Consider the following 24,453-nt stretch of genomic DNA (forward strand, 5'->3'; position numbering starts at 1 on the left):
GAGACTAACTCCCTTTAGTTTCTCTCCAGACGGGCCCCTCATGGGCCCGCCCCTCCCCAAAATTCAGGCCGAGACGCGCTTTACGATCGACCCAAGGCCCGAGGCGATCTCGTCGATGGAGCCCATCGCGTCGATCTCCTCGAGAACACCGAGCGCCTTGTAATGGGCGATCAGCGGTGCCGTTTGCGCGTGGTAGGCCTCCAGCCTCGCGCGCGCCGTCTCGGCATTGTCGTCGGCCCGGCGTTTGAATTCCGTGCCGCCGCATTTGTCGCAAACACCCGCAACTTCGGGCTGTTTGAACTCGTCGTGATACCCCTCGCCGCATTTGGCGCAGGTGTATCGGCCGGCGACGCGGGCGATCATCGCCTCGTCATCGACCTCCAGACTGATCGCTGCGGTCACCGACTGGCCATTCTCCTCCAGAAGACCGTCGAGCGCCGCAGCCTGACCGGCGGTGCGCGGGAACCCGTCGAGGATCACCCCTTTCGCAACATCCGGTTCAGCCATGCGATCTTGCAGGATCGCCAGAACGATCTCGTCCGAGACGAGACCGCCCTCCTCCATCACCGCTTTCGCGGCGAGACCGGCCTCGGTGCCCTGAGACACCGCGGCCCGCAGAAGATCGCCCGTCGAGAGCTGCACGAGGCCGAAGGTCTCTTCGAGCATCCGCGCCTGCGTGCCCTTGCCCGCACCCGGAGGGCCGAGAAGGATAAGAACGGCAGGCTTGGTCTGCGTCATCGTCGTGCTGTCCGACATCATTTGTTCCCGCGATTTTCGATCAGATCATCGACGACCGACGGATCGGCCAGCGTCGAGGTGTCCCCAAGGCTGCCGAAATCGTTCTCGGCGATCTTGCGCAGGATGCGGCGCATGATCTTGCCCGAACGGGTCTTCGGCAGGCCCGGCGCCCATTGGATGATATCGGGCTTGGCGATCGGACCGATCTCGGTGCGGACCCACTTCTCGAGCTCCTTGCGAAGCTCATCGGACGGTTCGACATCGTTCATCAGCGTGACATAGGCATAGATGCCCTGACCCTTCAGCTCGTGCGGGTAGCCCACCACGGCAGCCTCGGCCACGGCCTGATGCGCGACCAGCGCGGATTCGACTTCCGCCGTGCCCATGCGGTGACCCGAGACGTTGATCACGTCATCGACGCGGCCGGTGATCCAGTAGTAGCCATCGCTGTCGCGGCGGCAGCCGTCACCGGTGAAGTAATAGCCCTTGTACTGGCTGAAATAGGTCTCCTGGAAACGCTCGTGGTCGCCCCAGATGGTGCGCATCTGGCCCGGCCAGCTGTCCGAGATGCAGAGTACGCCTTCGGTCTCGGTCTCGTCCTGCTTCACCGCGGTCTGCGGATCGAGCACGACCGGCTTCACGCCGAAGAATGGACGGGTCGCCGAGCCGGGCTTCGTGGGCGTCGCCCCCGGAAGCGGGGTCAGCATGTGGCCGCCGGTCTCGGTCTGCCAGAACGTGTCGACGATCGGGCATTTGCCCTTTCCGACGTATTTGTCGTACCAGGCCCAGGCTTCGGGGTTGATCGGCTCACCGACCGAGCCCAGCACCTTGAGATCGGACAGATCGTATTTCTCGACCCATTCCGGCCCTTGGCCCATCAGCGAGCGGATCGCGGTGGGCGCGGTGTAGAACTGGTTGACCTTGTGCTTTTCGCATACGGCCCAGAACCGGCCCGCATCCGGATAGGTCGGCACGCCTTCGAACATGATCGTGGTCGCGCCATTCGCGAGCGGCCCGTAGACGATGTAGCTGTGGCCGGTGACCCAGCCCACATCGGCGGTGCACCAGAACACGTCGCCATCGTGGTAGTCGAACGTGTATTGCATCGTCATCGCGGCGTAGACGAGATAGCCGCCGGTGGTATGCACGACGCCCTTCGGCTTGCCGGTCGAGCCCGAGGTGTAAAGGATGAACAGCGGATCTTCCGCATTCATCGGACGCGGCGGACATTCGGGCGAGACGTTCTCCATCATCGCCTTCACGTCGACATCGCGACCGTCGATCCACGAGGTCTGGTCGCCAGTGTGCTTCACGACGAGGCAACGCACCTTGTCCGAGCAGTGCAGCAGCGCGGCGTCGGCATTCGCCTTGAGCGGCGTGCGGCGGCCACCGCGCGGGGCGGTGTCGGCGGTGATGACGACCTTGGCGCCCGAGTCGTTGACCCGGTTGGCCAGCGCGTCGGGCGAGAAGCCCGCGAAGACGATCGAGTGGATCGCGCCGATACGCGCACAGGCGAGCATCGCGTAAGCCGCTTCCGGGATCATCGGCAGATAGATCACGACGCGGTCGCCGCGCATCACGCCCTGGCTCGAAAGCACGTTGGCGAAGCGGTTCACCTTCTCGGACAGCTCCTTATAGGTGATGTGCTGCGCCGGGGTTTCCGGATCGTCGGGCTCGAAGATGATCGCGGTCTGGTCGCCGCGCGTGGCGAGGTGACGGTCGATACAGTTCACGCTGGCGTTCAGCACGCCGTCCTCGAACCATTTGATATCGACATGGCCGAAGGTGAAATCGGTGTTCTTCACCTTGGTATACGGCGTGATCCAGTCGAGGCGCTTGCCCTCGCGGCCCCAGAACTTCTCCGGATCGGTGATCGATTCCTGATACATCTCGCGATATTTCGCGGCGTCGGCATGGGCGTTCTCGAAGCCCGGCGGGACCTCTTTGACCTCTGGAACCTGAGTCACCTTGTCTTGCGCAGTCATGAGCTTCCTCCCAGCAATTTCGCATTGCGGCACGGCGTGTCCGCATGTCGCCCGCGTGATAGTGCAGGCCCTCTACCCCGCGCCACTGTAACTCAAAGGTTAAGATTCATGTAACCCCCTTTATACACTACATATTTCTGTAAATTTTTTGACACCGATTGCGCTAACGCTGTAAATGCACGGAAATGAGGCAGAAAATAGGCGAGCTAATTCAAGTGCTTGCCTGTAGCGTTTCCGCTCGGACCCAACTGAATTTGAAAATCGACCGCACGGTTAAAATCATGCCGCAACCGCGATGAGGCGAATCGGAGGCTCCGAATGATTCGGCGCGCGGCCTGCCGTAACGGCATCCTGTGGATAACTTCGGCGATTGTCGCCCGCAGGCCCGCGCCCTACCATCGCGCCGCCTTGAAGGAGCCACCCATGCCGCAGCCGACGCCAACCACCAACCCGATCCGCCCCACGGATGCCGAGGCCCGTGCCTTGGCGCAAAGCCTGATCCGTGAAGCCCGGTTCGGGGCGCTTGGCACGCTCGACCCGGATACAGGCGCGCCGGTCGTAACGCGCGTCGCCCTCGGCCCCGGCCCTCAGGGAGAGCTGTTAACCTTCGTTTCCAGCCTCGCGGCGCACACGACAGCCCTGCTCCGGGACCGCCGGGCCGGGTTGCTGCTGGGCGAGCCCGGCGCGAAAGGCGACCCGCTCACTCATCCCCGCCTCTCGCTGCAGGTAGAGGCGCATGCCATCCACCGCGACGCCCCCGCCTTCCCGGCGATGCGCGAGCGCTGGCTCTCGGATCATCCGAAATCGAAGCTCTATATCGACCTGCCCGATTTCTTCTTCTTCGATCTCCGCGCGACCTCGGCGACTCTCAATGGCGGCTTCGGCCGCGCCTTTCGCCTGACGCCCGCAGACCTGACATAAAAACAGCGCGCGGGACTTTCGCCCCACGCGCCGCCTTGCCGATCCGCCCGCCCCGGCCCGGATCGACCCCGCCCTTGCATCCCGTCAGATCGGATTATCCATCCGCAGCGTGACCTGCAGCCGGCCCTTCGCCGCCTCCGGCCAGTTCACCGTAATCTGGTTCTTGGCCGCGCCCTGTTCCACCGCGACATAGGGCATCGCCTCGATCCGCGCCCCCGAGCCGTCGCGCACCATGCCCTCGGCGATCAGGCTCTGGACATTGCGCGCCCAGCCCCCGAACGGCAGGTATTCGCTCGCATCCACCGTCCAGACCGATTGCGCCGTGGACTGGTTCACCTCGACCATCACCGGATTCTGCGAGATGTCGTTGATCGCGTTGAACATATTCGCCTCGAAGACCACGTTGCGCACCCGCGAGCGGTCGATATCCGCGAAACTCGTGTCGATCTTCTCGATCCGGTCGACACTGCCGTTGAGCGACTTGAACACGTTATTCGTCACGCTCAGCCCTTGGATGAAATGGCCCGGCCCGTAGGGCTTGATCGAGAGCCACGTGAACCACGGCGCGACATTGATGCACACACAGGTATTGCCCGTCACCGTCAGCCCGCCAAAGCTGTATTCGCTCGCGAAATCCGGCTCGGCGTCATGCTCGTTGGTCCACTCGATCACCGAGTTGTCGATGTAATTACCCGTCACCGCCGACTGCACATTGGTCTGGGTGAAGACCAGCCCCGCCACGCGCACGCCGTTGCTTTCCTCATCGCCCTGAAACCAGTGATTGCCGACGATCAGGTGCCTCGAGCCATTCAGCACGAAGCTCGTCCCGAAGCGCACAAAGCGCGAGTCGCGGATCTTGCTGTCATTGGCATTGACGTTGAGCACCATAGACTTGCGATCCTGCGCGGGCACCAGCATCTCGTCCGACAGGAACTGACAACCGTCGATCAGCAGATCCTGACAGCCGCGCCCGATCGAGGTGATCACCCGATCCTTGGGCCGCACCACATAGCTGTCGCGGATCTGGAACATCTGCCCGTCAGGCGCCAGCATGATGCAGCTCGCCGCGCCGTTGCAGAGGAATTCCACATTGGCAATGTTGAACCGGTCGAGCTTCTCCATCCCGGAAAAATCCAGCACATATTGATGACGCGTGAACGTGTAGGTTCGCGTGCCAGACCCACCGTAAAGCGGCTGCGACAGGTAAAGCGTCTGTGCCCCGATATTCTTCGACTTCACATAGACCTCGCGCCCGACCCCAGTGCCGGTGATCCGCGCGCCCACCGGGATGTTCGCGATATTGGCGACCGAGGTCAGCTGCATCGACTGGCTCACCGAATAGGTCGCCTGCGACGTCACCACCTCATCGTCCCAGGCAGAGCCCGCGATCACATTGATCTGCCCGTTTTGGAGAACCCGGCGGTTGGAAAAGCTCGTAAGGTCCGGCGCGATCTCCTCGATGCGGATCGGTTCGGTCACCTCGACGCGGCGCCCTTTCAGGTCGAGCACATTATGATCGGTATAGCCGAACAGCGCCTGCAGCGCCTTCTTGAAGCCCGCCAGCTCATCGCCGAAAGCCGCCGCATAGGTCGGAAAGTCGAAGGACGACATCAGCGCCAGCTTCGCCGCGACCGGCATCACAAGCGTGCCCACGAACTCGACCGGCGACGAGATCGAGATCGTGCTGCCCAGGTAATACACCCCCTCCGAGACGAGAACCTTGCGCCCGTTCGCCGCCTGATCGGCCGCGTTGAACGCCGCGACATTGTCGGTGACGCCATCCCCGACCGCGCCGTAATCGCGCACATCGACCCAGCCCATCAGGTCGCGCAGGAAGGCCTCGGTCACATCCTCGATCTCGATATCGTCGATGCGCACCACGCCGCCATTGGCGCCGGTCAGGTCCAGCCCGAAATGCCCATAAGCCGCATCCAGCCCCCACGGCATATCGACACCGTCGCGCGAACCGGTCCCGATGATCGCCGACACTTCGACCACCGCGCCATAGCTTTGCAGCGCGACCGTCGGGCCGACTTCGACCACACCGGTCACATGGGCACCCGACCCCGTTACCGCATAGCCCGCGACGCGCACCTCCGGCAGGTTGCCGCTGACCGCCTTCACCCGCGCCCGGATGCGCAGATAGGTGCCCGGCAGGATCGGCGTGTCGCCCATGTAGCGCAGCTTCTGCACTGTCTGCGTCTTGAGCATCTCCAGACAACCGCCGAAATCCGCATCCGCCGGAACCAGCACGGCATTGCCCGTGCTCTCATAGGTCGTGGAGCCCGGCGTGCCATCCTCGCTCGACCATTGATCCAGCCCTTCGGCGAATGCGGGCGGGGTCAGCACCAGCCCTTCGGTAATCGCGACGTTCATCTGCAATCCTCTTGTCCATGTTCCCACCCGCGCGCCCCTTGCCGTGCCAATTGCGCGCCGGGACCGACCGAAAGCGCCCGCGCTTCGGCCCGAACAGAGCTAGAAGGAAAGGCTAAAGAAGACCTGAGAGGGCCGTGCGCAGCCTCCGGTCACGGCCTGCTTTCCCGGTGCCCGTCCCGCTTCGCAGGTGACAGCGTCATGCGCCTGACATATCCTCGCGCCACATCGGGTGTGCAGCCAAGAGGAGCCGCAGATGGTTTACGCCATATCCCCCGACGACAAGACCCCGACGAAAGCCCTGCGCCGCATCGCGCGCAGCGAGCTTGGAACGGCCGTCAAACTGGCCGGAAAATCCGACCCTTCGGTTCACGCCCTGCGCAAGGCGATCAAGAAGACCCGCGGCCTGATCCGTCTCTTCGCGCCGCATTTCTCCGATTTTCACAAGGAAAACGATGCTTTGGCCGAAGCGGCCCGGGGCATTTCCGGCCTGCGCGACGACGAGGTGATGCGCGCCTCGTTAATTCGGCTCGGGCGCGAAGGGCCCGATCTCGACGGTGCGTCTGCCGCCCGTGCCATGCTCGACCCGCTGCCCGCGACCCCGCCCCCAAAGGAAGGCGACATCTCGACATTCGCGAAACGCGTCACGGAAATCCGCAAACGCGCGAAGGATTGGGAGGTCACCGAAAAGGGCTGGCCCGCCTATGAGGCAGGGTTGCACGCGACGCTGAAAGATTGCCGCAAGCGTCTGAAAACCGCTCAGAAATCAAGGGCTGGCTTAGACCTGCACCATTGGCGGACGCGGGTGAAGCAGCACTGGTATCACACCCGCCTGCTCGCCCCGATCTGGCCCGAGATGCTGCATCCGCGTGAAGACGCGCTCGACACTTTGGGGGAGTTGATCGGCGACCATCACGATCTGCATGTGCTCGAGACGAAGGTGCCTGAGCATCTCGACCCCGAAAGGACCGAGGCTTTGCTTGCACTGATCCGCACCGAATCCGCCCGGCTGGAGGCCGAAGCCTTCACCCTCGGCGCCAGAATATTCGCCGAGCCCCCCGAGCCGCTCTGCGACCGCTGGGGGGCTTGGTTCGATCTCTGGAGAGCTTAGTCGACCAGTTCGCCAGCCAGCGCCCGCTCGATCAGGGCGACCGTTTCATCGACACCGTAAAGCGCGATGAACCCGCCGAAACGCGGCCCTTGGCTCTGGCCCAGCAGCACCTCGTAGAGCGCCTTGAACCAGTCGCGCAGGTTGGCGAATTCGTGGTTCTTGCCCACCGCGAAAACGACCGATTGCAGGAACTCGTCGCTGTGGAAATCGGCCTCCGGCAGCGGCTCTTCGTTGCCTGCCGCCGCGTTCTTGCGCGCGATCTGATCGAGCGCAGCCTCTTCCGATTTCAGCGCCTTGGCCAGATCTTCCAGCGCGGCGCGTTCGGACGCGTCGGGCGCGCGGAAGACCAGCGTGGGCTTCACGAAATCCTCGAAATACTTCAGCGCGAAGCCTGCCGCCTGATCGAGATCGGGATTGCCTTCCGGGCTCGCCTCGGGTGCGTAGCGCTTGATGAAACCCCACAGCCCTTCCTTCTCGGTCGCGCCCGCGACGCTCGCGAGATTGAGCAGCATCGCGAAAGGCACCACCATCCGGCTCTCGGGCGGATTGCCGCCGTGGATGTGCCAGACCGGGTTGTTCACTTGCTGCTCGATCGGCTGATCGGGATAGGCGCGCAGCTGCTGGTGATACTCGTCCACCGCCTTCGGGATCACGTCGAAATGCATCCGCTTCGCGGTCTTCGGCTTGAGGTACATGAAGTAGCTCAAGGATTCCGTCGCCGCATAGGTCAGCCACTCGTCGATCGACAGGCCATTGCCCTTCGACTTCGAGATCTTCTCGCCATTCGCGTCGAGGAACAGCTCGTAGGTGAAATGCTCCGGAGCACGCCCACCCAGCACGCGGCAGATGCCGTCATAGATCGGCGTGTTGGTCGAATGGTCCTTGCCATACATCTCGAAATCGACGCCGAGCGCGGCCCAACGCATCCCGAAATCGGGTTTCCACTGCAGCTTCACATTGCCGCCCGTGACCGGCAGTGTCCATTCGCGCCCGTCATCGTCGTCGAAGGTCACGGTGCCGTCGCGCGCATTGACCTCCTTCATCGGGACATACAGCACGCGGCCCGTCTCGGGATGGATCGGCAGGAAGCACGAATAGGTCTGCTGACGCTCTTCGCGCAGCGACTTCAGCATGATTTCCATGATCTGATCGTATTCGTAAGCCGATTTGATCAGCATCTCGTCGAACCGACCCGACTTGTAGTAATCGGTCGCGCTCGCGAATTCATACTCGAACCCGAACGTGTCGAGGAAGCGGCGCAGCATCGCGTTGTTGTGGTTGCCGAAGCTGTCGAACTCGCCGAACGGATCGGGCACCGAGGTTAGCGGCTTCTGCTCATGCTGGCGCAGCATGTCCTGATTGGGGACGTTGCTCGGCACCTTCCGCATCCCGTCCATATCGTCCGAGAAGCACAGAAGTTTCGTCGGAATATCCGAGATCACCTCGAAAGCGCGGCGGATCATCGTCGTGCGCGCAACTTCGCCAAACGTGCCGATATGCGGCAGACCCGACGGCCCATAGCCCGTCTCGAACAGGACGTAACCCTTCTCCGGGTCCCGTTTCTCGTAACGCTTGAGCACCCGGCGGGCTTCCTCGAAGGGCCAGGCCTTGGATTTCATCGCAGCGTCACGCAAGCTCGTCATTGCATACCTCATGAAGGCGCCCCGTGCGCCCAGTCGCGCCTGACCTATTGAAGCGGAGGGGGACAGTCAATAATTAGCACTCGAACACTATCAAGGAGCTCCGACTTGCCCGACGTTCTCGCCTCGCTTTCGCCCCAAGACGCGCTCGTCGCCGTGATGGTCGCGATTTCCGCCGCCGATGAGGACGTGCCGACCTCCGAACTCGTCGCAATCGAGCGGATAGTGAACCACATGCCGATCTTCGCGGGCTACGATTTCGACCGCGTCTCGCGGGTCTCCCGCTCGGTCTTCACTTTGTTCGAAGAGGAAGACGGGCTCGAGGCGCTGTTTGGCCTGATCCGCGACGCGCTGCCCGAGCATCTTTTCGAAACCGCTTATGCGCTGGCCTGCGACGTGGCCTCCGCCGACGGTACGATCCGCCAGACCGAACTGCGCCTTTTGGAAGAGATCCGCGGCGAGTTGGCGATCGACCGGCTGCACGCCGTCGCCATCGAATGGGGTGCGAAGGTGCGCCACGCCACGCTCTGATCGGACGCCAGAGTCCCGGCGAAAAACCTGACGATCGCCCCGCCGTCCGGGCGGAGCCACCCCTCAGCCGTAAATCCCGGCCCAACGCTCCAACAGCTGGCTTTGCAGGATTTTCGACGCCCGCACCCATTGGACCTGCCGCGGCGGGCGTGGCGCGGAACCCGCACGACGACGCCGGTTTAGATCGGCGGTGAAGATCGCGAAGACAAGCTCGGTGCCATCCGGCGCGGTCATGTAGCCCGCCAGAGTTGAGACGAAATTCAGCGTCCCGGTCTTGGCATCGACGCGGAATGGCTGGGCTTGCATGTGCTTGCCCGTCGCATCCCGCAGCTTGAAAGGCTTCATCAAACCGCGCAGCCCCATCGGCGCGCCAAGATTGCGCAGCGCCGCCACCATGTCCTGTGGCGAAAGCTCGGCATCGGCCCGCAGCCCGGAATGGTCGGTGAACTGGGCCGAGCGCGCGCCCGTGCGCTGCTGCAGCCATTGGGTCATCGTCTGCCCCGACTGCTTCAGGGAATTGCCTGCACCCAACCGCTTGCTGACCGTCATGCCCACCGCCTCGGCGGTGATATTCGTCGAATATTTCATCATCGCGCGCAGAACAGGCACCAGCGGATCGCTGCCATGGCTTACCAGAACCGTGCCGCCGGGCAGGTTGCGCACCTCTTCCGGCGCGGGCAGTGGCGTGCCCTGTGCGCGGGCCAGGGTCTGGAACACGTCGCCTGCATAGGCTGCGGGATGGCGCACCGGCAACCACCGGCTTCCGCCCCGCCCCAAGGCCGCCGAGGCGACCGTCCAATGCTCGACCCCACCGCGATCGGAATAGGTAAACGTCGGCGAGGACCGCTTCGCAATCGAGGCTTTCGCGGTGTAGGCGCGCGGCTGCACGTCGCGCCCGCGCGCATCCATGCTCAGCGCCCAACCGCCCCCGGAGCGGCGCCATTGGAAATGCACGCGATTGAAATTCAGCATCAGCCCCGAGATCGACGGGTTGTAGCCCGCGAAGATCGGCTGATCATTCGCGATCTCGTTCTTGTAGGGCAGCGCCCCGGCCCAAGTCAGGAAACGCCCCGTGATGCCCTGCACGCCCTTCGCCGCCAACGACTTCGCCATCGCGTTCAAATCGTCGGTCGTCAGCGTCGGATCGCCCCCGCCCGCGAGGATCAGATCCCCCTGAATGCGCCCGCCAGAGATCGGGCCGGTCGCGATCAACTGCGTGCCAAAACGGAAATCGCCGCCGAGCTGCTCCATCGCATAGAGCGAGGTGATCGACTTGAGCGCGGAGGCGGGCGGCATCGCTTTGCCCGCATTGCGCTGTTCGAGGATCTGGCCGCTCTTCAGGTCCGCGACGACATAGCCCACATCGCCGCTGAGCCCGGCCATCCGGACCAATTCGGCTGCCGCAGCCGTCTGGCCGAAGCCCGTTTTCGGAGTGGCGAAAAGCGCGGCGCCACCCAGCAATGCGAAGCGGCGCGATATCGATAGCGGCATGGCGATTCCTCCCTCGGCGTCACCCCGAGCGTAGCGCGCCCCGCACCGTCTTCAAACGGGTGTCGATGCTCGCCAGTCACCTTTCTCGCGAATTTCCGTGGAGGAAAGAGAGGACATCGGAATGTTGACGAAGCACCAGCGCGGCGCAGGACCGTCGAGGAGGCGCTGCGAGGCGACCGCGGGCAATTCGGCCCCCGCATAAATGCGCGCCGCGCGCGCCCAGCGCCCCGGCATCCGCCAGCCCGGACGCGCCAGCACACCGACCGGCACGCTCTCCACGATCGTGCGCCAATGATCCCAGCGGTCGAATTGCACGAGGTTATCGGCCCCCATCAGCCACGCAAAATCCACGCCGGGATAGAGCGCGCGCAGACGCGTTATCGTGTCCGCGGTGTACCGCGTGCCGAGCCGCGCTTCGAGGTCAGTCACCACCACGCGCGGATCGCCCCCAAGGCTCGCCCGCGCACTCGCGATCCGCTGATCGAGCGGTGCGGGGCCATGCGCCTTGAGCGGGTTGCCGGGGCTCACGATCCACCAGACCCGATCGAGATTGAAACGGCGCAGCGCCTCGCGCGTGATCAGGACGTGACCTTCATGCGCCGGATCGAACGACCCGCCCAGAAGTCCGATGCGCTGTGCGGCGCGGGCGTAGGGAAATCCTTGTCTCATGCGCTGCCCTTACCCGAAGGCGACCGGTCAGGAAAAGAGCGTTTGTGCGGCTAAGGCGCGGAGCCGGGTGAGGCCCCCGGCCCATCCTCGACGTTTTCGACAGGCCCGGAGCCGAAACGAAGGCATCCGCGCCCTGCGGTCTTCGCGGCATAGGTCGCCCGGTCGACATCATTCTGCAGCGCCTCGATCTCGAGGTTCTCGTAGTCGCGCGACGACACGGCGCCGAGCGATCCGGACACCAGACATTCCTGCCCCCGATACCATTTCGGCGCTTCGAGCTGTTCGATGATGCGTGCGGCGAGCGCACCGATCTCCGCGCGGCTCGGGTCGCCACGCAAGAGAACGAGGAACTCGTCGCCACCTATGCGCGCAACCAGATCACCGCCGCGCACGCTCTCGCACAGATTGCGGGCCACCAGTTGCAACACGTAATCGCCCGCCGCATGGCCTTGCGTATCATTGATCGTCTTGAAGTGATCGAGGTCGATCTGCAGCAAAGCGAAATTCGCCAGCCCGTTTGTCGCGTGGTCGACGGCCCGCGCAAGCGCCTGCGCCATTGCCCGGCGGTTGGCGAGTTTCGTCAGCGGATCGCTCAACGCCTGATCTTCCGCCGCTTTGCGCGCCTGATCAAGGCGCCCGGTCAGAGCCCGCAACTCCTCCAGCACGAGCGATTTCGCTTCCTGCAGATAGAGCATTTCCATCGCGAGATCGGCGGCGGAAAAATCATGTTCGGTCAGGTCGAATTCCGCCACGAGTTCGCGCAGGTGAATACCGAAGCTGAAATTGAGGAGCATATCGCCCCCCGCCAGCGTCGGCGTCCCTCCCTGAAGTGGCGGACCGGCGTGGCTCACCAGCGCGCCGCGCAGGCTCACCAGCGCGCCGCGCAGGCTTACCTGTGGGCGCATGCGAAGGGTGACATGCAGCATCTCCTCCGCCGTCATAGCCCCGAGGGAGCGCCCGCAGCGCCCGATCTGGCTATCGCAATCAACAGCCCCGCAACTTGAGCGCAGCTCTTTCGGGCACATCCGCACCGCCCCGCCGCGCCGCGCGACCGAGAAAAACCGCGAGAACGGCGCGCCGACGATCTGGGCTTCCGGCACCCCCAGAACCTTGCGCAACGTGCGCCCGACCCCAAGGATGCAGGCCCGCTCGTCGAGCCAGAGAAACATCGGCAAGAGCCCGGTCAACAGCGTCAGCCAATAGGCTTGCGCGCCCCGATCAGGGGGAGGCTGTGCGGCCAGTCTCGTGACAGTGTTCTCGCCCGGCATGCTCATCACACCTCACCAATCATGCGCGCGAGGGCGAACTGGCGCGCCTCGGCGTGGGTGGCGTCGAGCAGCTGGATCGTCACGGTCTCCGCCATCGGGTCGGGGTCGCGCAGATCGCACTCGGCGACACGCGGCGGCACGTCGATCAGCGCGAGGCTGCCATAGTCATCCGCCATCGCACGCAGGATCCCCGCCAGCACCGCCCCCCAGCCCGGCAGATCCGCAGCGACACGCAGACGGAACTGCCCCGGCTGGGTTGCGACCAGATGCAGGTCTGGCAGCTTGAGATCGGGAACCGCCATGCGCGCGCGGTCATTCAACTCGTTGAGCGAGTTCAGAAAACCGCGATAATCGCAGCCGCCGTAACGCAACAGGCGGCGCACCGCTTCGCGGCTGCACAGATGCGCCCCAAGGTCTTCCAGAAACTCGGATCGTGCCCGCCCCAACTCGTCGCAGGCGGCATCGATCAGCCGCAAGGTCTGCGCATCGTCATATTGCAGCAGGGGCTCATAGCTCTCGCCCGGCAAATCCGCGCGCCGCCGCACACGCGCACAGAGCGCCGCCCCGTGGGTGTCGGTCAAAAACGTCTCGATAGAGCGGTTGATCAAGCCGAGCATGTGTCCTCCTGACCGCCACGCTAGCGGTCAGAAGTTAACAAAGCTCCAAATTCGCCCGGCTCAGCGCGACAGCGGCAAAAGACGCAGCCCACCGGCCTCAAGCGCCATGATCCCGCTTGGGGCCAGCTGCATCTCACCGCGCTTGATCGCGGTGATGACAGGGGCCAGATCGACGCGGAAGCGCGGCTCGCCCTGCGCATCGACGACGCTGCCCCAACCGATCGAATCCCACGCGCCGTTCGACTGCCGCAGCACATAGATCGCATCGCGGTCAGGCAGATGCAGCAGCACCATCGCCTCGTCACCGGGCACATCCGACAGGAAGTCGGCCTCGATCAAGGCGCAATTCGCCGCCGCCCCCTCGGCCGAGGCGCAAAGCCCCGCCGCAACCTCGGGCGCGCGCGCGCGGATCGCATCGAGCAACGCATCCTCGGGCACTTTCGCACCGGGCGGCAGCACGAGATCCCGGCGCAGCTGGGCGCGCGCGGCACTGGCACCCTCTGCCCCATCCGCAGACGGGCTCAGACGCGCCAAGGCCGTTGCGAGCGCGCGGTCATCACCGGCTTGCGTCTCCAACTCCGCGAAGGCGGCCTGCCCGGCAAGCCCCCAGTGGTTCTTCAAAGCGTAAAGCGGCAAGGCGCCCGCCGTAATGCGCCCCTCGCGATACAGCGCCAGTTGCGAGCGCGCAGCCACCCCGTTCGCATCCAGCACCGGCGTCAGCCATGCCAAAGCGGCAAGCAGGACGACACCCGCCATGGCGATATTGATCCGCCGCAGACGCGCCATCCATCCGCGCCCCAGCAGCACCGACCCGGCATATCCCAGCGCATAGCCCGCCAGAAGCACGATCAGCACCGCCTGCGCCACGCGTCCCGGGGTCCAGCCTTGCGCGGTGACGCTTTGCCATCCGGTCCAGGCCGCCGCCCCGACCAGCACGGGCAGCACCAGCGCCAAGCCTTGAGCCGACACGCGCAAGACCCGCGCCCGGACGGCACTTTCATCGTCGCGCTCAATGCCGATCGAGATCAGCGTCACCGCCGCCGCGGCCATCGCCAGCAGCGTCTCGATCTGCGAGAACCCGATCAGCGAGACCTCCCCTCGGCGCGCAATGAACCCGGCCACGAAGATCACCGCGACCAGCAGAACGGGGGGCAGCAACAGCCTCAGAAGCCGCAGGATCAGGGTCGGAGAGATCATCTCCTCCAGCTCGGTCACCACGGCGAGCCCAAGCCCGAGAATGCCGCCCGACAAGGCAAAGGCGAACAGCTTCTCCCGCAGAAGCTGGCGCAGGAAATCGAGGTCCACGCTCTCGAGCAGGCGCGCCGAGAGGTACAGCACGAGCCAGACCATCCCGAGGAAAATAAACGCAGCCGCATAGCGCACCACGATATTCCACGCATGCAGGAACAGCGCCGGATAGTCGTTCCAGGCGCGCGTCCCGCCCTGCGCCACGGCCATCGCGAAGGGCATCGGCAACAACGCCAGAACGGAGAGCGCGAGCAGCTCGTAAGGCATGTATCCCGCCAGCGTCTCGCTCGCAGCATAGCCAAGCGACGCCCACCATCCGAGCAGCGCGACCGGAACCGCAATCAGCGCCGCCGCCCCGAAGGCCCTGCGCCAGCCGATCTCGCCCAGCATCGCAAGCGCGGTCGCGAAGAACACCGTGCCCAGAACCGACACGCCGAATTGCCCATGCGCGTCAATCGGAAGCCGTTGCTGCAACTGGTTATCGAGCGCCCAGAAGAACATGCCCGCCAGCAGCCCAAGCAGAATATGTTGCAAACGTAGTTGCATGCGTCCCTCTCCAGTCTTGCGCGAGGCTCCTCGCGCGTCTGACGCGCCTTGCTAGCCCGCGCGCTGTGCGAGCCAGTCGGGAAGCCCCCCGATATGATCGAGCACCGCATCGGCGAGCGGGGCCAGATCGGCCCGCTCCGCCGGTCCGCTCAGCACGCCGATCGCAATCATCCCCGCTGCGCGCGCCGCGTGCAGGTCATGCTGGCTGTCGCCGACCATCACGACCTCGGCCGGGTCCAGCCCCAGCGAATCCGCGAAGGCCAGAAGCGGCCGCGCCGTGGGTTTCGCCCCATGCCCGCTGTCATAGCCGATAATCCGGTCGAAAAGATCGGTGATGCCCGCCTGCGCGGCATGCGCCCGCGCCGAAGACTCGGCATCGTTCGTGCAAATGCCCAGCTGCAATCCGCGGCCGCGCAGATCGGACAGAAGCGCTGCAAGCGGCACCGGCTCTACCAGTGGCACGTCATGCGCCGCCTGCTCCAGTTCGAGCACCAGATCGTCGAGCGACCGTCCCGGAAGATGCGGCAACAGCAGTTCCGCCGCCTCCCGAACCGTGCCCGCGATCACCGGCGAATGCGGCTCGAATTCTATCCGATCGAGGTCGAACCCGATCGCCGCGGCAAGCCTGCTGGCCTGCTCGGCATCCTTCGCCAACGCCTCGATCTGCAGCTTCGCCCACGCGCCCCATGTCGCGTCGAAGTCGAAAAGCGTACCGTCCTTGTCGAACAGCACTGCCCGTATCTTGCCGCCTGCCATCTGCGATCTGCCTCCCTTTGCGGGCAGATTGCCTAAAGCTGAGCGTCAGGTCCAGTGGCGCAGATCGCCGCGCCCGAGAACCGCGCGCGCCTGCATCAGCGCCTCGGGCTGCACACCAAGGTCCTGCGCGCAATCCAGCACCACCTGATCGTCCTGCAGTACATGGTCGAGAACCCCTGCGAGGAAGTCCGGATCGCTCGCCTGCGCCCGCAAATCGTCCACGCTCGCCCCGGAATTGGCGAGGAACGCGCCGATCAGATCTTCGCGACCGGCAAGCCAGCCAAGGGTCTGCAACGCGAGCGTATGAGCGTTTTCTTGCCGCATGACGGGTCCTTCTCTGCCGGGGGGAAACGCTTTGTTAACCTATCGACCGCTAAGGTCAAGAAAAGGCGCGATGAGAAGCTGGCGCAGTCGGGAACCGCCCGATGCAAGCCGCACCGCGTCGGAGGTTGAAGGAGTAGCGTTATATGCCGGGATCGATCCTCATCGTGGATGATGTGGCGACCAATCGCATTGTGCTTAAGGCGAAGCTGACCGGCGCGCGCTACAACACTCTGCAAGCCGCAAGCGCGGCGGAGGCGCTCGCCCTCGCGGCCGCGCAACGGCCCGGGCTGATCCTGCTCGACGTCACCTTGCCCGACATGACCGGAGAGGGCCTTATCGCCCGGCTGCGGGCGGACCCGCGGACCCGGCGCATCCCGATCATCGCGATGACGGGGCGCGACACGCCGGAGCTGCGCGTGACGCTGCTGCAGGCCGGGGCGAATGAGGTGCTGGCCAAACCCTTCGACGAACTTGTGCTCCTCGCCCGTTTGCGCAGCCTGATACGCGCCCATGTCGGCGACGAGGATTCGGCGCTGCGCGAGCAGACCTGCCGGGAACTCGGCTTCGCAGAAGCCGCGAGCGACTTCGTCCCTCTCGCACGGATCGCTCTGATCGCGCCCAACCCGTCCGAGGGACTGCGCTGGAAATCCGCGCTTGCGCCCCTGCTGACGACAAATCGGATCCTGCTGACCAGTTACGATCAGCCCTGCGGCGACGATCCCACGCGTCGCGCCCCCGATCTATTCGTGATCGGCGCGGACCTCGCGCATCGCGGCGATGGGCTAAGGCTGATGTCGGAATTGCGCTCGCATCCGGAAACACGCCATGCGGCAATCCTGATCGCCAGCCAACCCGACGCGCGCGAGACGCAAGCCAGCGCGCTCGATCTGGGCGCGGATGACCTGCTGCCCGCCGAGATGTCCACACCGCTCGCAGCAAAGGAAGCCGCACTTCGGATCGGCGCGCAGCTGCGCCGCAAGCGCCTCTCGGATCAGTTGCGTCTCTCGGTCGATGAAGGTCTGCGTCTTGCGCTGGTCGATCCGCTGACCGGGCTGCATAATCGTCGCTACGTGAATGCGCATCTGTCGCGCATGTCCGACCGCGCGCGCCGCACCGGCCACGGCTATGCGGTGATGCTGCTCGACCTCGACCGTTTCAAATCAGTGAACGACACCTATGGCCACGGCGCGGGCGACGAAGTGCTGGCGAGTATCGCCCGCCATCTGCGCCAAAGCCTGCGCGACGTCGATCTCATCGGCCGCATCGGCGGCGAGGAGTTTCTCGTGGCGCTGCCCGACAGCTCTCTGGTCGAGAGCTGCCGAATCTCGGAACGGCTCCGGCACGAAATCGCACAGAGCAAGATCACGCTGCCCGACGGACAAATGACGCAGGTCACCATTTCGATCGGCCTCGCCTTCGGCGGCACACGCCATGACGACCCTCAGCATCTTATCGACGAAGCCGATGCAGCGCTTCTCTGCGCCAAGGGAAGCGGTCGAAACCAAGTCTCCCTCGCCCAGCACACAAACGCGGCCTGACCCGAAATAGAAGGGTCACGCCGCGCTTGGGCAGGTGATCAGACTGAGGGTTGGCGAATTTTCAAACGGCAAACGGCCGCGCCCCCTTGGGCGCGCCCACCCACCTGACCTCACGGCTTGGGCTTTGGGGCGTCCTCGCGGTCCTTCTTGCGCTTGTCGAACCGCGCAGCCCCCTCGCGAAGACGCTCGGCAAAGCTGTGCCGCGACTCGGCGCTCATCGCGTCGAGCCGGTCGAGGATCAGCTGCTCGCCGATATCGACCCGCTGCACCGTCCGCGCCTTGTGCCGCTCGAGCAGCTCGGCCACCTGCGCGCGGTCCCATGGCTCCGCATCGATCGCAGCGATCAGCGCCGTCATATCGCTGCGCGCCTGCCGCCGCATATCGCGGAACTCCGAGCCGCGCGCCTGCGCCGCCTTGCGCAGCGCATCGCGATCTTCCGGACTCAGCGCCCCGGTGAACGCGCCGAGGCTGACATCGCCCACGACCGGGCGCGGCGGATGCCGCTCATGCGCAATCCAGCCGCCGATGAAGAACCCCAGCAAAAGCAGGTTCAGCACCGCCGACCCTATCAGCGCCCAGCGCAATCCCCGGCCATTTCGCGTCTCGGCAGCCGACATCAGAACCCTCCTTCATCGGCGAAGGCGAAGGTTTCGCCCTCGGGCAGCAGGTTGACCGTGCCGAGGCTCTCGGTCGTGCTGCTGGCGTAAAACGGGCTGAGCGCGCCGATCTCGTCGGCCCCCACGAAGCCGATCCAGACACCGGCCAGAGCGGCCGTGACCAGACCGCCCATCGGAGCCCAGCCGCCGAACGCGCCGCGAAGCGCGTCCCAGATACCGGCCAAGACGTCAGGCCTGTCGGGCGCTGCAGCCGGGGCGGAACGTGCAAATTCCGCTTGCTCCGCCTCCGCATCGGCCAGAACCCGGGCGAGGAACCCCGCCTCGGGCTCGGGCCCGCCCGCCGCGCGCGCCTCGCCGAAAAGCGTCTCCAGCGCCGCGTCGTCCAACGCGTCCGTCTCGCGATCCATGCGTTTGTCAGTCATCGCCAAACCCCAATTTCTCTCGCTGCCCCCGAAGCAGCTTGCTCAAAGCGCGTTTTCCACGCGCTGTCAGACTTTCTACGGCCTCGACGCCAGTTTCCATCGCGGCAGCGATCTCGGGATTGGACAAACCGTCGATATGTCGCAGTGTCACCGCGATCCGCTGCCGTTCCGGCAATTGCTCCAGCGCCGCTTCCAGCGCGGCCACACGGTCGCGCGCGATCAACTCGTCCAGCGCGCTCGCGCGGTCATCGGCCACCTCGGGCGCTTCATCCAGCCCCACGCCGCGGCGCTTGCGCAGCCGGTCCGTCGCGAGGTTGGCCACCACCCGGTAAAGCCATGTCGAGACCTTCGCCTCGCCGGCGCGCCACTCCGGCGCGATCTTCCAGAGCCGCAAAAGCCCTTCCTGCGCGACATCCTCGGCCTCGGCCGCATCGCGCAGATAGCGATAGGCGAGCCGGTAGGCCAAGGGCCCGAAGCGCAGCGTCAATGCCCGCGCCGCCGCCGGGTCGCCCTGCGCGTAAAGCTCCAACAGAGCCTCGTCCGAAGCCTCGTTCATCGCATCCAGTGCCATCGTCATTCCGTCAAAGGCCTAGCCTGCTTTCCCTGCGCATGCAATTTGACATGCAGCCGGGGCGCTTTGCCGCGCCCCGGCTCTTTTCACTGCTCGAAACTCAGTTCGTGGATCGGCCCGAGCCATCCGCCGGACCGTTGCCCGGACCTTGACCTTGGCCAGCCCCGGTGCCCGGCTGCATCGGCGGCGTGCCCATCGGACCCTGACCCATCGGGCCGTCACCTTGCATCATCCGCCCGTAGCCGTCGCGGTCGCCGTTCCACCCCATACGGTCATGGCCATGGCGATCCCCTTTGCCCATGCGGTCATGGCCGTGGTAATCGCCCTTGCCCATCCGGCCATGGTCGCGGCGGTCGCTCATCCGCTGCATGAAACGTTTGGCCATCTGCATCTCGTCGGCACTGATCGCCCCGTCATTGTTGCGATCCATCCGGTCGAACATGCGCGTCGGCATCGGATGCGCCATCAGTTCGGCGGCCGACAGCTCGCCATCGCCATTGCTGTCCTGCGCGGCGAAGCGCGCTTTCACGCGGGCCTCGATGCGGGCTTTCACCTTGGCCATCTCGGAATTGACGAGCTCTTCCTGCGAGATCATCCCGTCGCCATTGGCGTCGAGCGCCTCAGCGTCGGCGGCCCGCTTGGCCTGGATTTCGTCCATCGTCACCTGACCGTCGCCATTGGTGTCGAAGCGGCTGATGTCGAAGCCGAAGCCGCGCCCGTCTTGATCGCGCATCGCGCCGGGCTGCATGTTCTGCCCCATACCATTGGCGGGGCCATTGCCAGCACCGTTGCCCGGTCCGTTGCCCGGCCCATTCCCGGGCATGACCTGCTGTCCCTGCATCTGGCTGCCGTTCTGGTTTTGCGCCACCACCGGCATCGCGAGGGTGATCGCGCTGCCTGCGAGGATTGCCGCGACGAGGGTCTGCCTGTTCATGACTTTCATTCGAAACTCCTGTTCTCGCTGCCACGGCACGTCTCGCGCCGTCGATGTCTGTCCAAACGGCGCATGCGCAGCATTCCGTCGCTAAATTCACGCATCCGTGATAGACCCGCCGGACTTTCCATCCGCCCCGGCTGCCGCCATACTGCCCCGCGAACGGGCGGAGAGAGACCGCCACAAGGGAGAGCGCAATGCAGTCGCATGACGAGTATCACGATGACCGCCCGCTGGGCCGCTCGATCGGGCGGGGCCTGCGCTGCCGCTGCCCGGCTTGCGGCAAGGGGCGGATTTTGCACAGTTATCTCAAAGTGCGCGATACCTGCCCGTCCTGCGGCGAGGACCTCTCGCATCAGCGCGCCGATGACGGCCCGGCCTATCTGACGATCCTGATCGTCGGCCATCTCGCGATTCCGATGATGGCGGCCTATTTCATCGCCTTCCGCCCCGGCCCGTGGGAGATGATCTGGATTTTCGGCATCGGCTCGATGGTGCTCTCGGCGGTGCTTTTGCCGCTGATGAAGGGGATGCTGGTGGGCATCCAATGGTCGCGCCGGATGCATGGTTTTGGCGAAGGCGAAATCGTCCATGAATGACACGAGCCCCCCGGCCGACAAAACCGCGCTACGTGACGCGGCCAGCGTGATCGTCCTGCGCCGTGACGCGAATACGACCCCGAGCGTGCTGATGGGCCAGCGCGGTGCGGGGGCGGCCTTCATGCCGTCGAAATACGTCTTTCCGGGCGGCGCGCTCGACGCCACGGATTGGGAGGTGCCCTTCGCCTCTCCCCTGCCCGCGCCCGATCACGCGCGGCTCGAGGCCGATGCGCCCGAGGGGATCGGCGCGGCTCTGGCCGCCGCCGCTCTTCGCGAGCTGTGGGAAGAGACCGGACTGGTGCTGGGCGAGAAATCCGTCTGGCCCGGCGCGGTGCCGACCGATTGGCAGGGCTTTGCCGATCTGGGCTTTCTGCCCTCGGCGGCCAATCTGCATTTCGTGTTCCGCGCGATCACGCCGCCGGGCCGCCCGCGCCGCTTCGATGCGCGGTTCTTCCTGATCGATGCGGGTGCGATCCAGGGCGATCTCGACGATTTCTCGCGCGCCTGCGACGAGCTTTCGCATCTGCATTGGGTGCCCCTGCCCGAGGCGCGAGCGCTGAACCTGCCCTTCATCACCGAAGTGGTTCTGGCCGAAATCGCCGCCCTCATCACCACCAAACACGCGCTTGGCACGCCGCATTCGGTGCCGTTCTTCGACAATCGTGGGCCGCGATCGGAGTTCCGGCGGATCGGGCTTTAACGTCCGGCCAGCACGATCACGATCAGCGACACCACGACGAGCGCGATGCCCACCCCTTCGCGCTTGTGCAGCCGCTCGTGGAAGACCAGCGCCGAGGCGAGCAGCGTGAAGACGATCTCCACCTGGCCCAGCGCGCGCACGAAGGCCGCGTTTTGCAGCGAAAACGCGGTGAACCAGCCCGCCGAGCCCAGAACGCCGGTGATCCCCACCAGCACCGTGCGCCGCCACGCGCCGAACACGCGGGTCAATTCGCCCGGCTCGCGCAGTCGCAGGTAAAGCCCCATGCCGAGCGATTGCGCGAATGTCGCGCAAGCCAGCGCGACGATGGCGCGGGCGAAGAAGTCGAGCGGTTCCAACTCCAGCGTCGCGCCGCGATAGAAGATCGACGACAGGCCGAACAGCGCCCCCGCCCCGACGCCGTAGAGCGCCGCACGCGGGTTGAAGCCGCCTTCGGGCGGCTTGGTCAGGAACAGCACCCCCGCCAGTCCGATCGCGATCCCGATCCAGCCGATGGGGCCCACGAATTCGCCAAGGATGATCGCGGAGAACAGCGCGACCTGCACCGTCTCGGTCTTGGTGAAGGCCACGCCCACCGCGAAATTGCGCAAGCCGAACAGCGCCACCGTCAGGAAGGTCGCCGCCACCTGCGCCGCCCCGCCCGCGATAACGAAGCCCCAGAAGGGGCCGCTCAGATGCGGCCATGGCGTGCCGGTCGCAGCCAGAAAGCCCAGCGCCGTCACCGCTGCGAGCGGGAAGCCAAACAGAAAGCGTGAAAACGTCGCGCCGCCCACCGAGAGCTGCGCCCCCGCCAGCAGCTTTTGCAGCATGAAGCGGATGGTCTGAACGGCCGCCGCGAACAGCGTCACCCAGACCCAGAGATGCACCGGCGCGTCGCTCACTTACCGACCCGCGTCATGTCATAGCCGTTGAAATCCATGACATCGCGCGCCGCCTTGATCAGATCGGGCCGTGGCGAGGTCTGCCGAGACAGGATCATCCCCCAACGGCCCGAAGGCGTGCCGAGCACCGCCACCCGATAATCGAAATCGACCCAGAGCACCCAGATCGGCTCGCCACCGAAGGCGTCCTTCGCCAGCAGCCGCCCGCCCGGTCCGGTCAGCGTCACGGTCTCGTCGATGGCGGCAGGCTTGATCGCACAGTTGGTGCCGCGCAGCCGGTAGGCGCTCTTGCCGTCCCACGCCCAGTTCTGCGTGCCCGAACATCCCGGAATGCCGCTTTCAACGACATGCCATTCGCCGCCGAAACGCTGCGGATCGAAGAGCGACGCCGAAGAAATCAGCGCGCCCGGCTTGAGCAGCGACTGGGTCTGCGGTTGCAGCGCGCAGCCCGCGAGGGTCAGCGCGAGCATCCCGCCCAGCACGCCAATCTTCGCCCGGCTCATTGCACGCATAGCTGCATCGGGTAGCCCGCCTCGCTCATCACCTCGTTGCAGCCCAGAAGCGGCGTCACCGGCGCGCAGGTTTTCGAGCGCGCGAGGCATTCGCCCTCGCATTCGCTGCCCGCCTGACAGCTTTTTCCGCTATCGGAGGTCATCTTAACGCAGATGAACGCCCCGTCGCGCGCGAGCCATTTGCCGCCGCGCGCGACGCATTCGAATTTCCCGGCATCGATCTTCTCCTGCCCGACCAGCGGCAGTTGCTCTGCCGTATCGGTCCCGTCAGCAGGGCCGAAGGGCTGGCAGCCCGCCAAGGCGAGCACCGCACATAGAAGGATCGACGCCCCGCGCATCAGTAGGGCATCGGGGAATGCTTGTGGAGTTCCGCGATCTTGTCGAGCAGCTCCTTCGGCAGTTCCACCCCTTCGGCGTCGAGGTTCGGCTTGAGCTGGTCAACCGAGGTCGCGCCGACGATCGGGATCACCGGGAACGGACGGCTCATCACCCACGCAATCGCCATCGTCACCGGATCGAGGTCGAACTCCTTGGCGAGCGCGACATAGCCATCCGCGATCTCGAAAGCCCGCGGATTGGCCCGCCCGCCGAGATTGTTCACCAGCGAGCGCCGGGTGTTGTCGGGGATTACGTCGCCCGAATATTTGCCCGTCAGGATACCCGCGGCCAGCGGCGAATAGGCCAGCAGCGTGACCTTCTCGTGATAGCCCAGCTCCCCCAGATCGAGGTCGTAGTAGCGGCACATCAGCGAATATTCGTTTTGGATCGACTGCACGCGCGGCCCTTTGCCCGCCTCGGCCAGCGCCAGCCATTGCGCAGTACCCCATGCAGTCTCGTTCGACAGGCCGAATTCGCGGATCTTGCCCTCTTTACGCAGGTCTTCGAGCGTCTCGAGACAGGCGCTCATATCGTCGAGCACCTCCTGCTTCGAGGGCTGCTTCGACGGATCGTAGCGCCACGTCTTGCGGAAGTGATACGAGCCGCGATTGGGCCAGTGGAACTGGTAAACATCGATGTAATCCGTCTGAAGACGGGTCAGCGAATCCGTGACCGCCTGGCGGATCCGGGTCGGGCTGATTTCGGGGCCGCCTTCGACCGCGTTCGAGCCCTCGCCGGTGATCTTGGTGGCCACCACCAGATCGTCGCGCTTGCCGCGCTTGGCCAGATAAGTGCCCACGATCTGCTCGGTCCGGCCCATCGTCTCGGCTTTCACCGGGTTCACCGGGTACATCTCGGCCGTGTCGAGGAAATTGACCCCGCGATCGAGCGCGAAATCTATCTGGTCATGGCCCTCGGCCTCGGTGTTCTGGCTGCCCCAGGTCATCGTCCCGAGACAAATCTCGGACACCATGATCCCGCTTTGACCAAGTTCCAGCTTGCGCATGCCCGCGCCCCCTTTGTCATATGATGTTGCGCGGACCCTGCCACCGGGCCGCGGGAAGG

25 protein-coding genes are annotated in these 24,453 nt (G+C 65.1%); 6 read left to right on the forward strand and 19 right to left on the reverse strand.

The genetic code is table 11. The annotated features are described in order from the left end of the window. Positions 1-63: 63 nt before the first annotated feature. Together AXZ77_RS15920 and acs are read right to left on the reverse strand one after the other, a co-directional pair. A complete protein-coding gene (locus tag AXZ77_RS15920; RefSeq protein ID WP_078522620.1) occupies positions 64-759 on the reverse strand; it encodes an adenylate kinase in 696 nt (231 codons plus the stop codon). Further along, positions 756-2,723, reverse strand: coding sequence for an acetate--CoA ligase (acs, locus tag AXZ77_RS15925; protein WP_078569896.1), 1,968 nt, complete (start codon positions 2,721-2,723; stop codon positions 756-758). The genes AXZ77_RS15920 and acs overlap by 4 nt, the downstream gene beginning before the upstream one ends. Positions 2,724-3,146: 423 nt before the next feature. Between acs and AXZ77_RS15930 the strand changes: the two genes are divergently transcribed. Next, positions 3,147-3,644 carry a HugZ family protein gene (locus AXZ77_RS15930; protein ID WP_098411905.1) on the forward strand — a complete coding sequence of 166 codons (498 nt, stop codon included), beginning with the start codon at positions 3,147-3,149 and terminating at the stop codon, positions 3,642-3,644. A gap of 84 nt (positions 3,645-3,728) precedes the next feature. On the opposite strand, the gene AXZ77_RS15935 is transcribed toward AXZ77_RS15930, so the two are convergent. Beyond that, a complete protein-coding gene (locus AXZ77_RS15935; RefSeq protein ID WP_098411906.1) occupies positions 3,729-6,020 on the reverse strand; it encodes a glycosyl hydrolase family 28-related protein in 2,292 nt (763 codons plus the stop codon). Between the two features lie 253 nt (positions 6,021-6,273). Between AXZ77_RS15935 and AXZ77_RS15940 the strand changes: the two genes are divergently transcribed. Next, a complete protein-coding gene (locus tag AXZ77_RS15940; protein ID WP_098411907.1) occupies positions 6,274-7,128 on the forward strand; it encodes a CHAD domain-containing protein in 855 nt (284 codons plus the stop codon). On the opposite strand, the gene AXZ77_RS15945 is transcribed toward AXZ77_RS15940, so the two are convergent. Continuing rightward, positions 7,125-8,771 (reverse strand): lysine--tRNA ligase, encoded by a 1,647-nt coding sequence (locus AXZ77_RS15945; protein WP_098411908.1) that lies wholly within the window; start codon positions 8,769-8,771, stop codon positions 7,125-7,127. The genes AXZ77_RS15940 and AXZ77_RS15945 overlap by 4 nt on opposite strands. A 105-nt stretch (positions 8,772-8,876) precedes the next feature. Here AXZ77_RS15945 and AXZ77_RS15950 point away from each other — a divergent pair, with 105 nt between their 5' ends. Continuing rightward, on the forward strand, positions 8,877-9,299 hold the full coding sequence (locus AXZ77_RS15950) for a tellurite resistance TerB family protein (RefSeq protein WP_098411909.1): 423 nt from the start codon (positions 8,877-8,879) through the stop codon (positions 9,297-9,299). Between the two features lie 63 nt (positions 9,300-9,362). Here AXZ77_RS15950 and dacB read toward each other — a convergent pair whose 3' ends face one another. The 7 genes from dacB to AXZ77_RS15985 are packed head-to-tail and all read right to left on the reverse strand — an operon-like array spanning position 9,363 to position 16,218. Next, the gene (dacB, locus tag AXZ77_RS15955) at positions 9,363-10,790 is read right to left on the reverse strand and encodes a D-alanyl-D-alanine carboxypeptidase/D-alanyl-D-alanine-endopeptidase (RefSeq protein WP_098411910.1); all 1,428 of its coding nucleotides are present in this window, start codon (positions 10,788-10,790) and stop codon (positions 9,363-9,365) included. A 51-nt stretch (positions 10,791-10,841) separates the two neighbouring features. Continuing rightward, positions 10,842-11,459, reverse strand: coding sequence for a nicotinate-nucleotide adenylyltransferase (locus tag AXZ77_RS15960; RefSeq protein ID WP_098411911.1), 618 nt, complete (start codon positions 11,457-11,459; stop codon positions 10,842-10,844). Positions 11,460-11,509: 50 nt separating this feature from the next. Next, positions 11,510-12,733, reverse strand: coding sequence for a GGDEF domain-containing protein (locus AXZ77_RS15965; protein ID WP_098411912.1), 1,224 nt, complete (start codon positions 12,731-12,733; stop codon positions 11,510-11,512). Then, on the reverse strand, positions 12,733-13,344 hold the full coding sequence (locus AXZ77_RS15970) for a heme NO-binding domain-containing protein (protein WP_098411913.1): 612 nt from the start codon (positions 13,342-13,344) through the stop codon (positions 12,733-12,735). Before AXZ77_RS15970 ends, AXZ77_RS15965 begins: the two co-directional genes overlap by 1 nt. Before the next feature lie 60 nt (positions 13,345-13,404). Beyond that, the gene (locus tag AXZ77_RS15975) at positions 13,405-15,138 is read right to left on the reverse strand and encodes a DUF4153 domain-containing protein (protein ID WP_098411914.1); all 1,734 of its coding nucleotides are present in this window, start codon (positions 15,136-15,138) and stop codon (positions 13,405-13,407) included. Between the two features lie 51 nt (positions 15,139-15,189). Further along, the gene (locus AXZ77_RS15980; protein WP_098411915.1) at positions 15,190-15,894 is read right to left on the reverse strand and encodes an HAD family hydrolase; all 705 of its coding nucleotides are present in this window, start codon (positions 15,892-15,894) and stop codon (positions 15,190-15,192) included. Positions 15,895-15,939: 45 nt separating this feature from the next. Beyond that, positions 15,940-16,218 carry a DUF3572 domain-containing protein gene (locus tag AXZ77_RS15985; protein WP_078542139.1) on the reverse strand — a complete coding sequence of 93 codons (279 nt, stop codon included), beginning with the start codon at positions 16,216-16,218 and terminating at the stop codon, positions 15,940-15,942. A gap of 143 nt (positions 16,219-16,361) precedes the next feature. Here AXZ77_RS15985 and AXZ77_RS15990 point away from each other — a divergent pair, with 143 nt between their 5' ends. Then, positions 16,362-17,756 carry a diguanylate cyclase gene (locus AXZ77_RS15990; RefSeq protein ID WP_098411916.1) on the forward strand — a complete coding sequence of 465 codons (1,395 nt, stop codon included), beginning with the start codon at positions 16,362-16,364 and terminating at the stop codon, positions 17,754-17,756. Positions 17,757-17,866: 110 nt separating this feature from the next. Here AXZ77_RS15990 and AXZ77_RS15995 read toward each other — a convergent pair whose 3' ends face one another. The 4 genes from AXZ77_RS15995 to AXZ77_RS16010 form a co-directional block, all read right to left on the reverse strand. After that, complete coding sequence (locus AXZ77_RS15995; RefSeq protein WP_098411917.1) at positions 17,867-18,373, reverse strand: periplasmic heavy metal sensor; 507 nt, start codon at positions 18,371-18,373, stop codon at positions 17,867-17,869. Then, positions 18,373-18,795, reverse strand: coding sequence for a dihydroorotate dehydrogenase (locus AXZ77_RS16000; RefSeq protein ID WP_141536294.1), 423 nt, complete (start codon positions 18,793-18,795; stop codon positions 18,373-18,375). Before AXZ77_RS16000 ends, AXZ77_RS15995 begins: the two co-directional genes overlap by 1 nt. Further along, positions 18,788-19,372 carry an RNA polymerase sigma factor gene (locus tag AXZ77_RS16005; RefSeq protein ID WP_075774043.1) on the reverse strand — a complete coding sequence of 195 codons (585 nt, stop codon included), beginning with the start codon at positions 19,370-19,372 and terminating at the stop codon, positions 18,788-18,790. The genes AXZ77_RS16000 and AXZ77_RS16005 overlap by 8 nt, the downstream gene beginning before the upstream one ends. Positions 19,373-19,466: 94 nt before the next feature. Continuing rightward, positions 19,467-20,309 (reverse strand): EF-hand domain-containing protein, encoded by an 843-nt coding sequence (locus AXZ77_RS16010; RefSeq protein WP_098411919.1) that lies wholly within the window; start codon positions 20,307-20,309, stop codon positions 19,467-19,469. Positions 20,310-20,497: 188 nt separating this feature from the next. Here AXZ77_RS16010 and AXZ77_RS16015 point away from each other — a divergent pair, with 188 nt between their 5' ends. Both AXZ77_RS16015 and AXZ77_RS16020 read left to right on the forward strand, forming a co-directional pair. Further along, positions 20,498-20,899, forward strand: coding sequence for a DUF983 domain-containing protein (locus tag AXZ77_RS16015; protein ID WP_098411920.1), 402 nt, complete (start codon positions 20,498-20,500; stop codon positions 20,897-20,899). After that, positions 20,892-21,599, forward strand: coding sequence for an NUDIX hydrolase (locus AXZ77_RS16020; protein WP_098411921.1), 708 nt, complete (start codon positions 20,892-20,894; stop codon positions 21,597-21,599). The genes AXZ77_RS16015 and AXZ77_RS16020 overlap by 8 nt, the downstream gene beginning before the upstream one ends. Here the strand turns inward: AXZ77_RS16020 and AXZ77_RS16025 are convergent. The 4 genes from AXZ77_RS16025 to AXZ77_RS16040 are packed head-to-tail and all read right to left on the reverse strand — an operon-like array spanning position 21,596 to position 24,394. Further along, entirely contained in the window at positions 21,596-22,498 is a 903-nt protein-coding gene (locus AXZ77_RS16025) for a DMT family transporter (protein ID WP_255266519.1), read from the reverse strand. The two genes, AXZ77_RS16020 and AXZ77_RS16025, sit on opposite strands and share 4 nt — an antisense overlap. Further along, positions 22,495-23,010 carry a lipocalin family protein gene (locus AXZ77_RS16030; RefSeq protein ID WP_176536061.1) on the reverse strand — a complete coding sequence of 172 codons (516 nt, stop codon included), beginning with the start codon at positions 23,008-23,010 and terminating at the stop codon, positions 22,495-22,497. The genes AXZ77_RS16025 and AXZ77_RS16030 overlap by 4 nt, the downstream gene beginning before the upstream one ends. Further along, a complete protein-coding gene (locus AXZ77_RS16035; protein WP_098411923.1) occupies positions 22,998-23,348 on the reverse strand; it encodes a hypothetical protein in 351 nt (116 codons plus the stop codon). Before AXZ77_RS16035 ends, AXZ77_RS16030 begins: the two co-directional genes overlap by 13 nt. Beyond that, entirely contained in the window at positions 23,348-24,394 is a 1,047-nt protein-coding gene (locus AXZ77_RS16040; RefSeq protein ID WP_098411924.1) for an aldo/keto reductase, read from the reverse strand. Before AXZ77_RS16040 ends, AXZ77_RS16035 begins: the two co-directional genes overlap by 1 nt. Positions 24,395-24,453: the final 59 nt, after the last annotated feature.

This window comes from Thioclava sp. ES.031 (genome assembly GCF_002563775.1).
In the GTDB taxonomy this organism is placed as follows: domain Bacteria; phylum Pseudomonadota; class Alphaproteobacteria; order Rhodobacterales; family Rhodobacteraceae; genus Thioclava.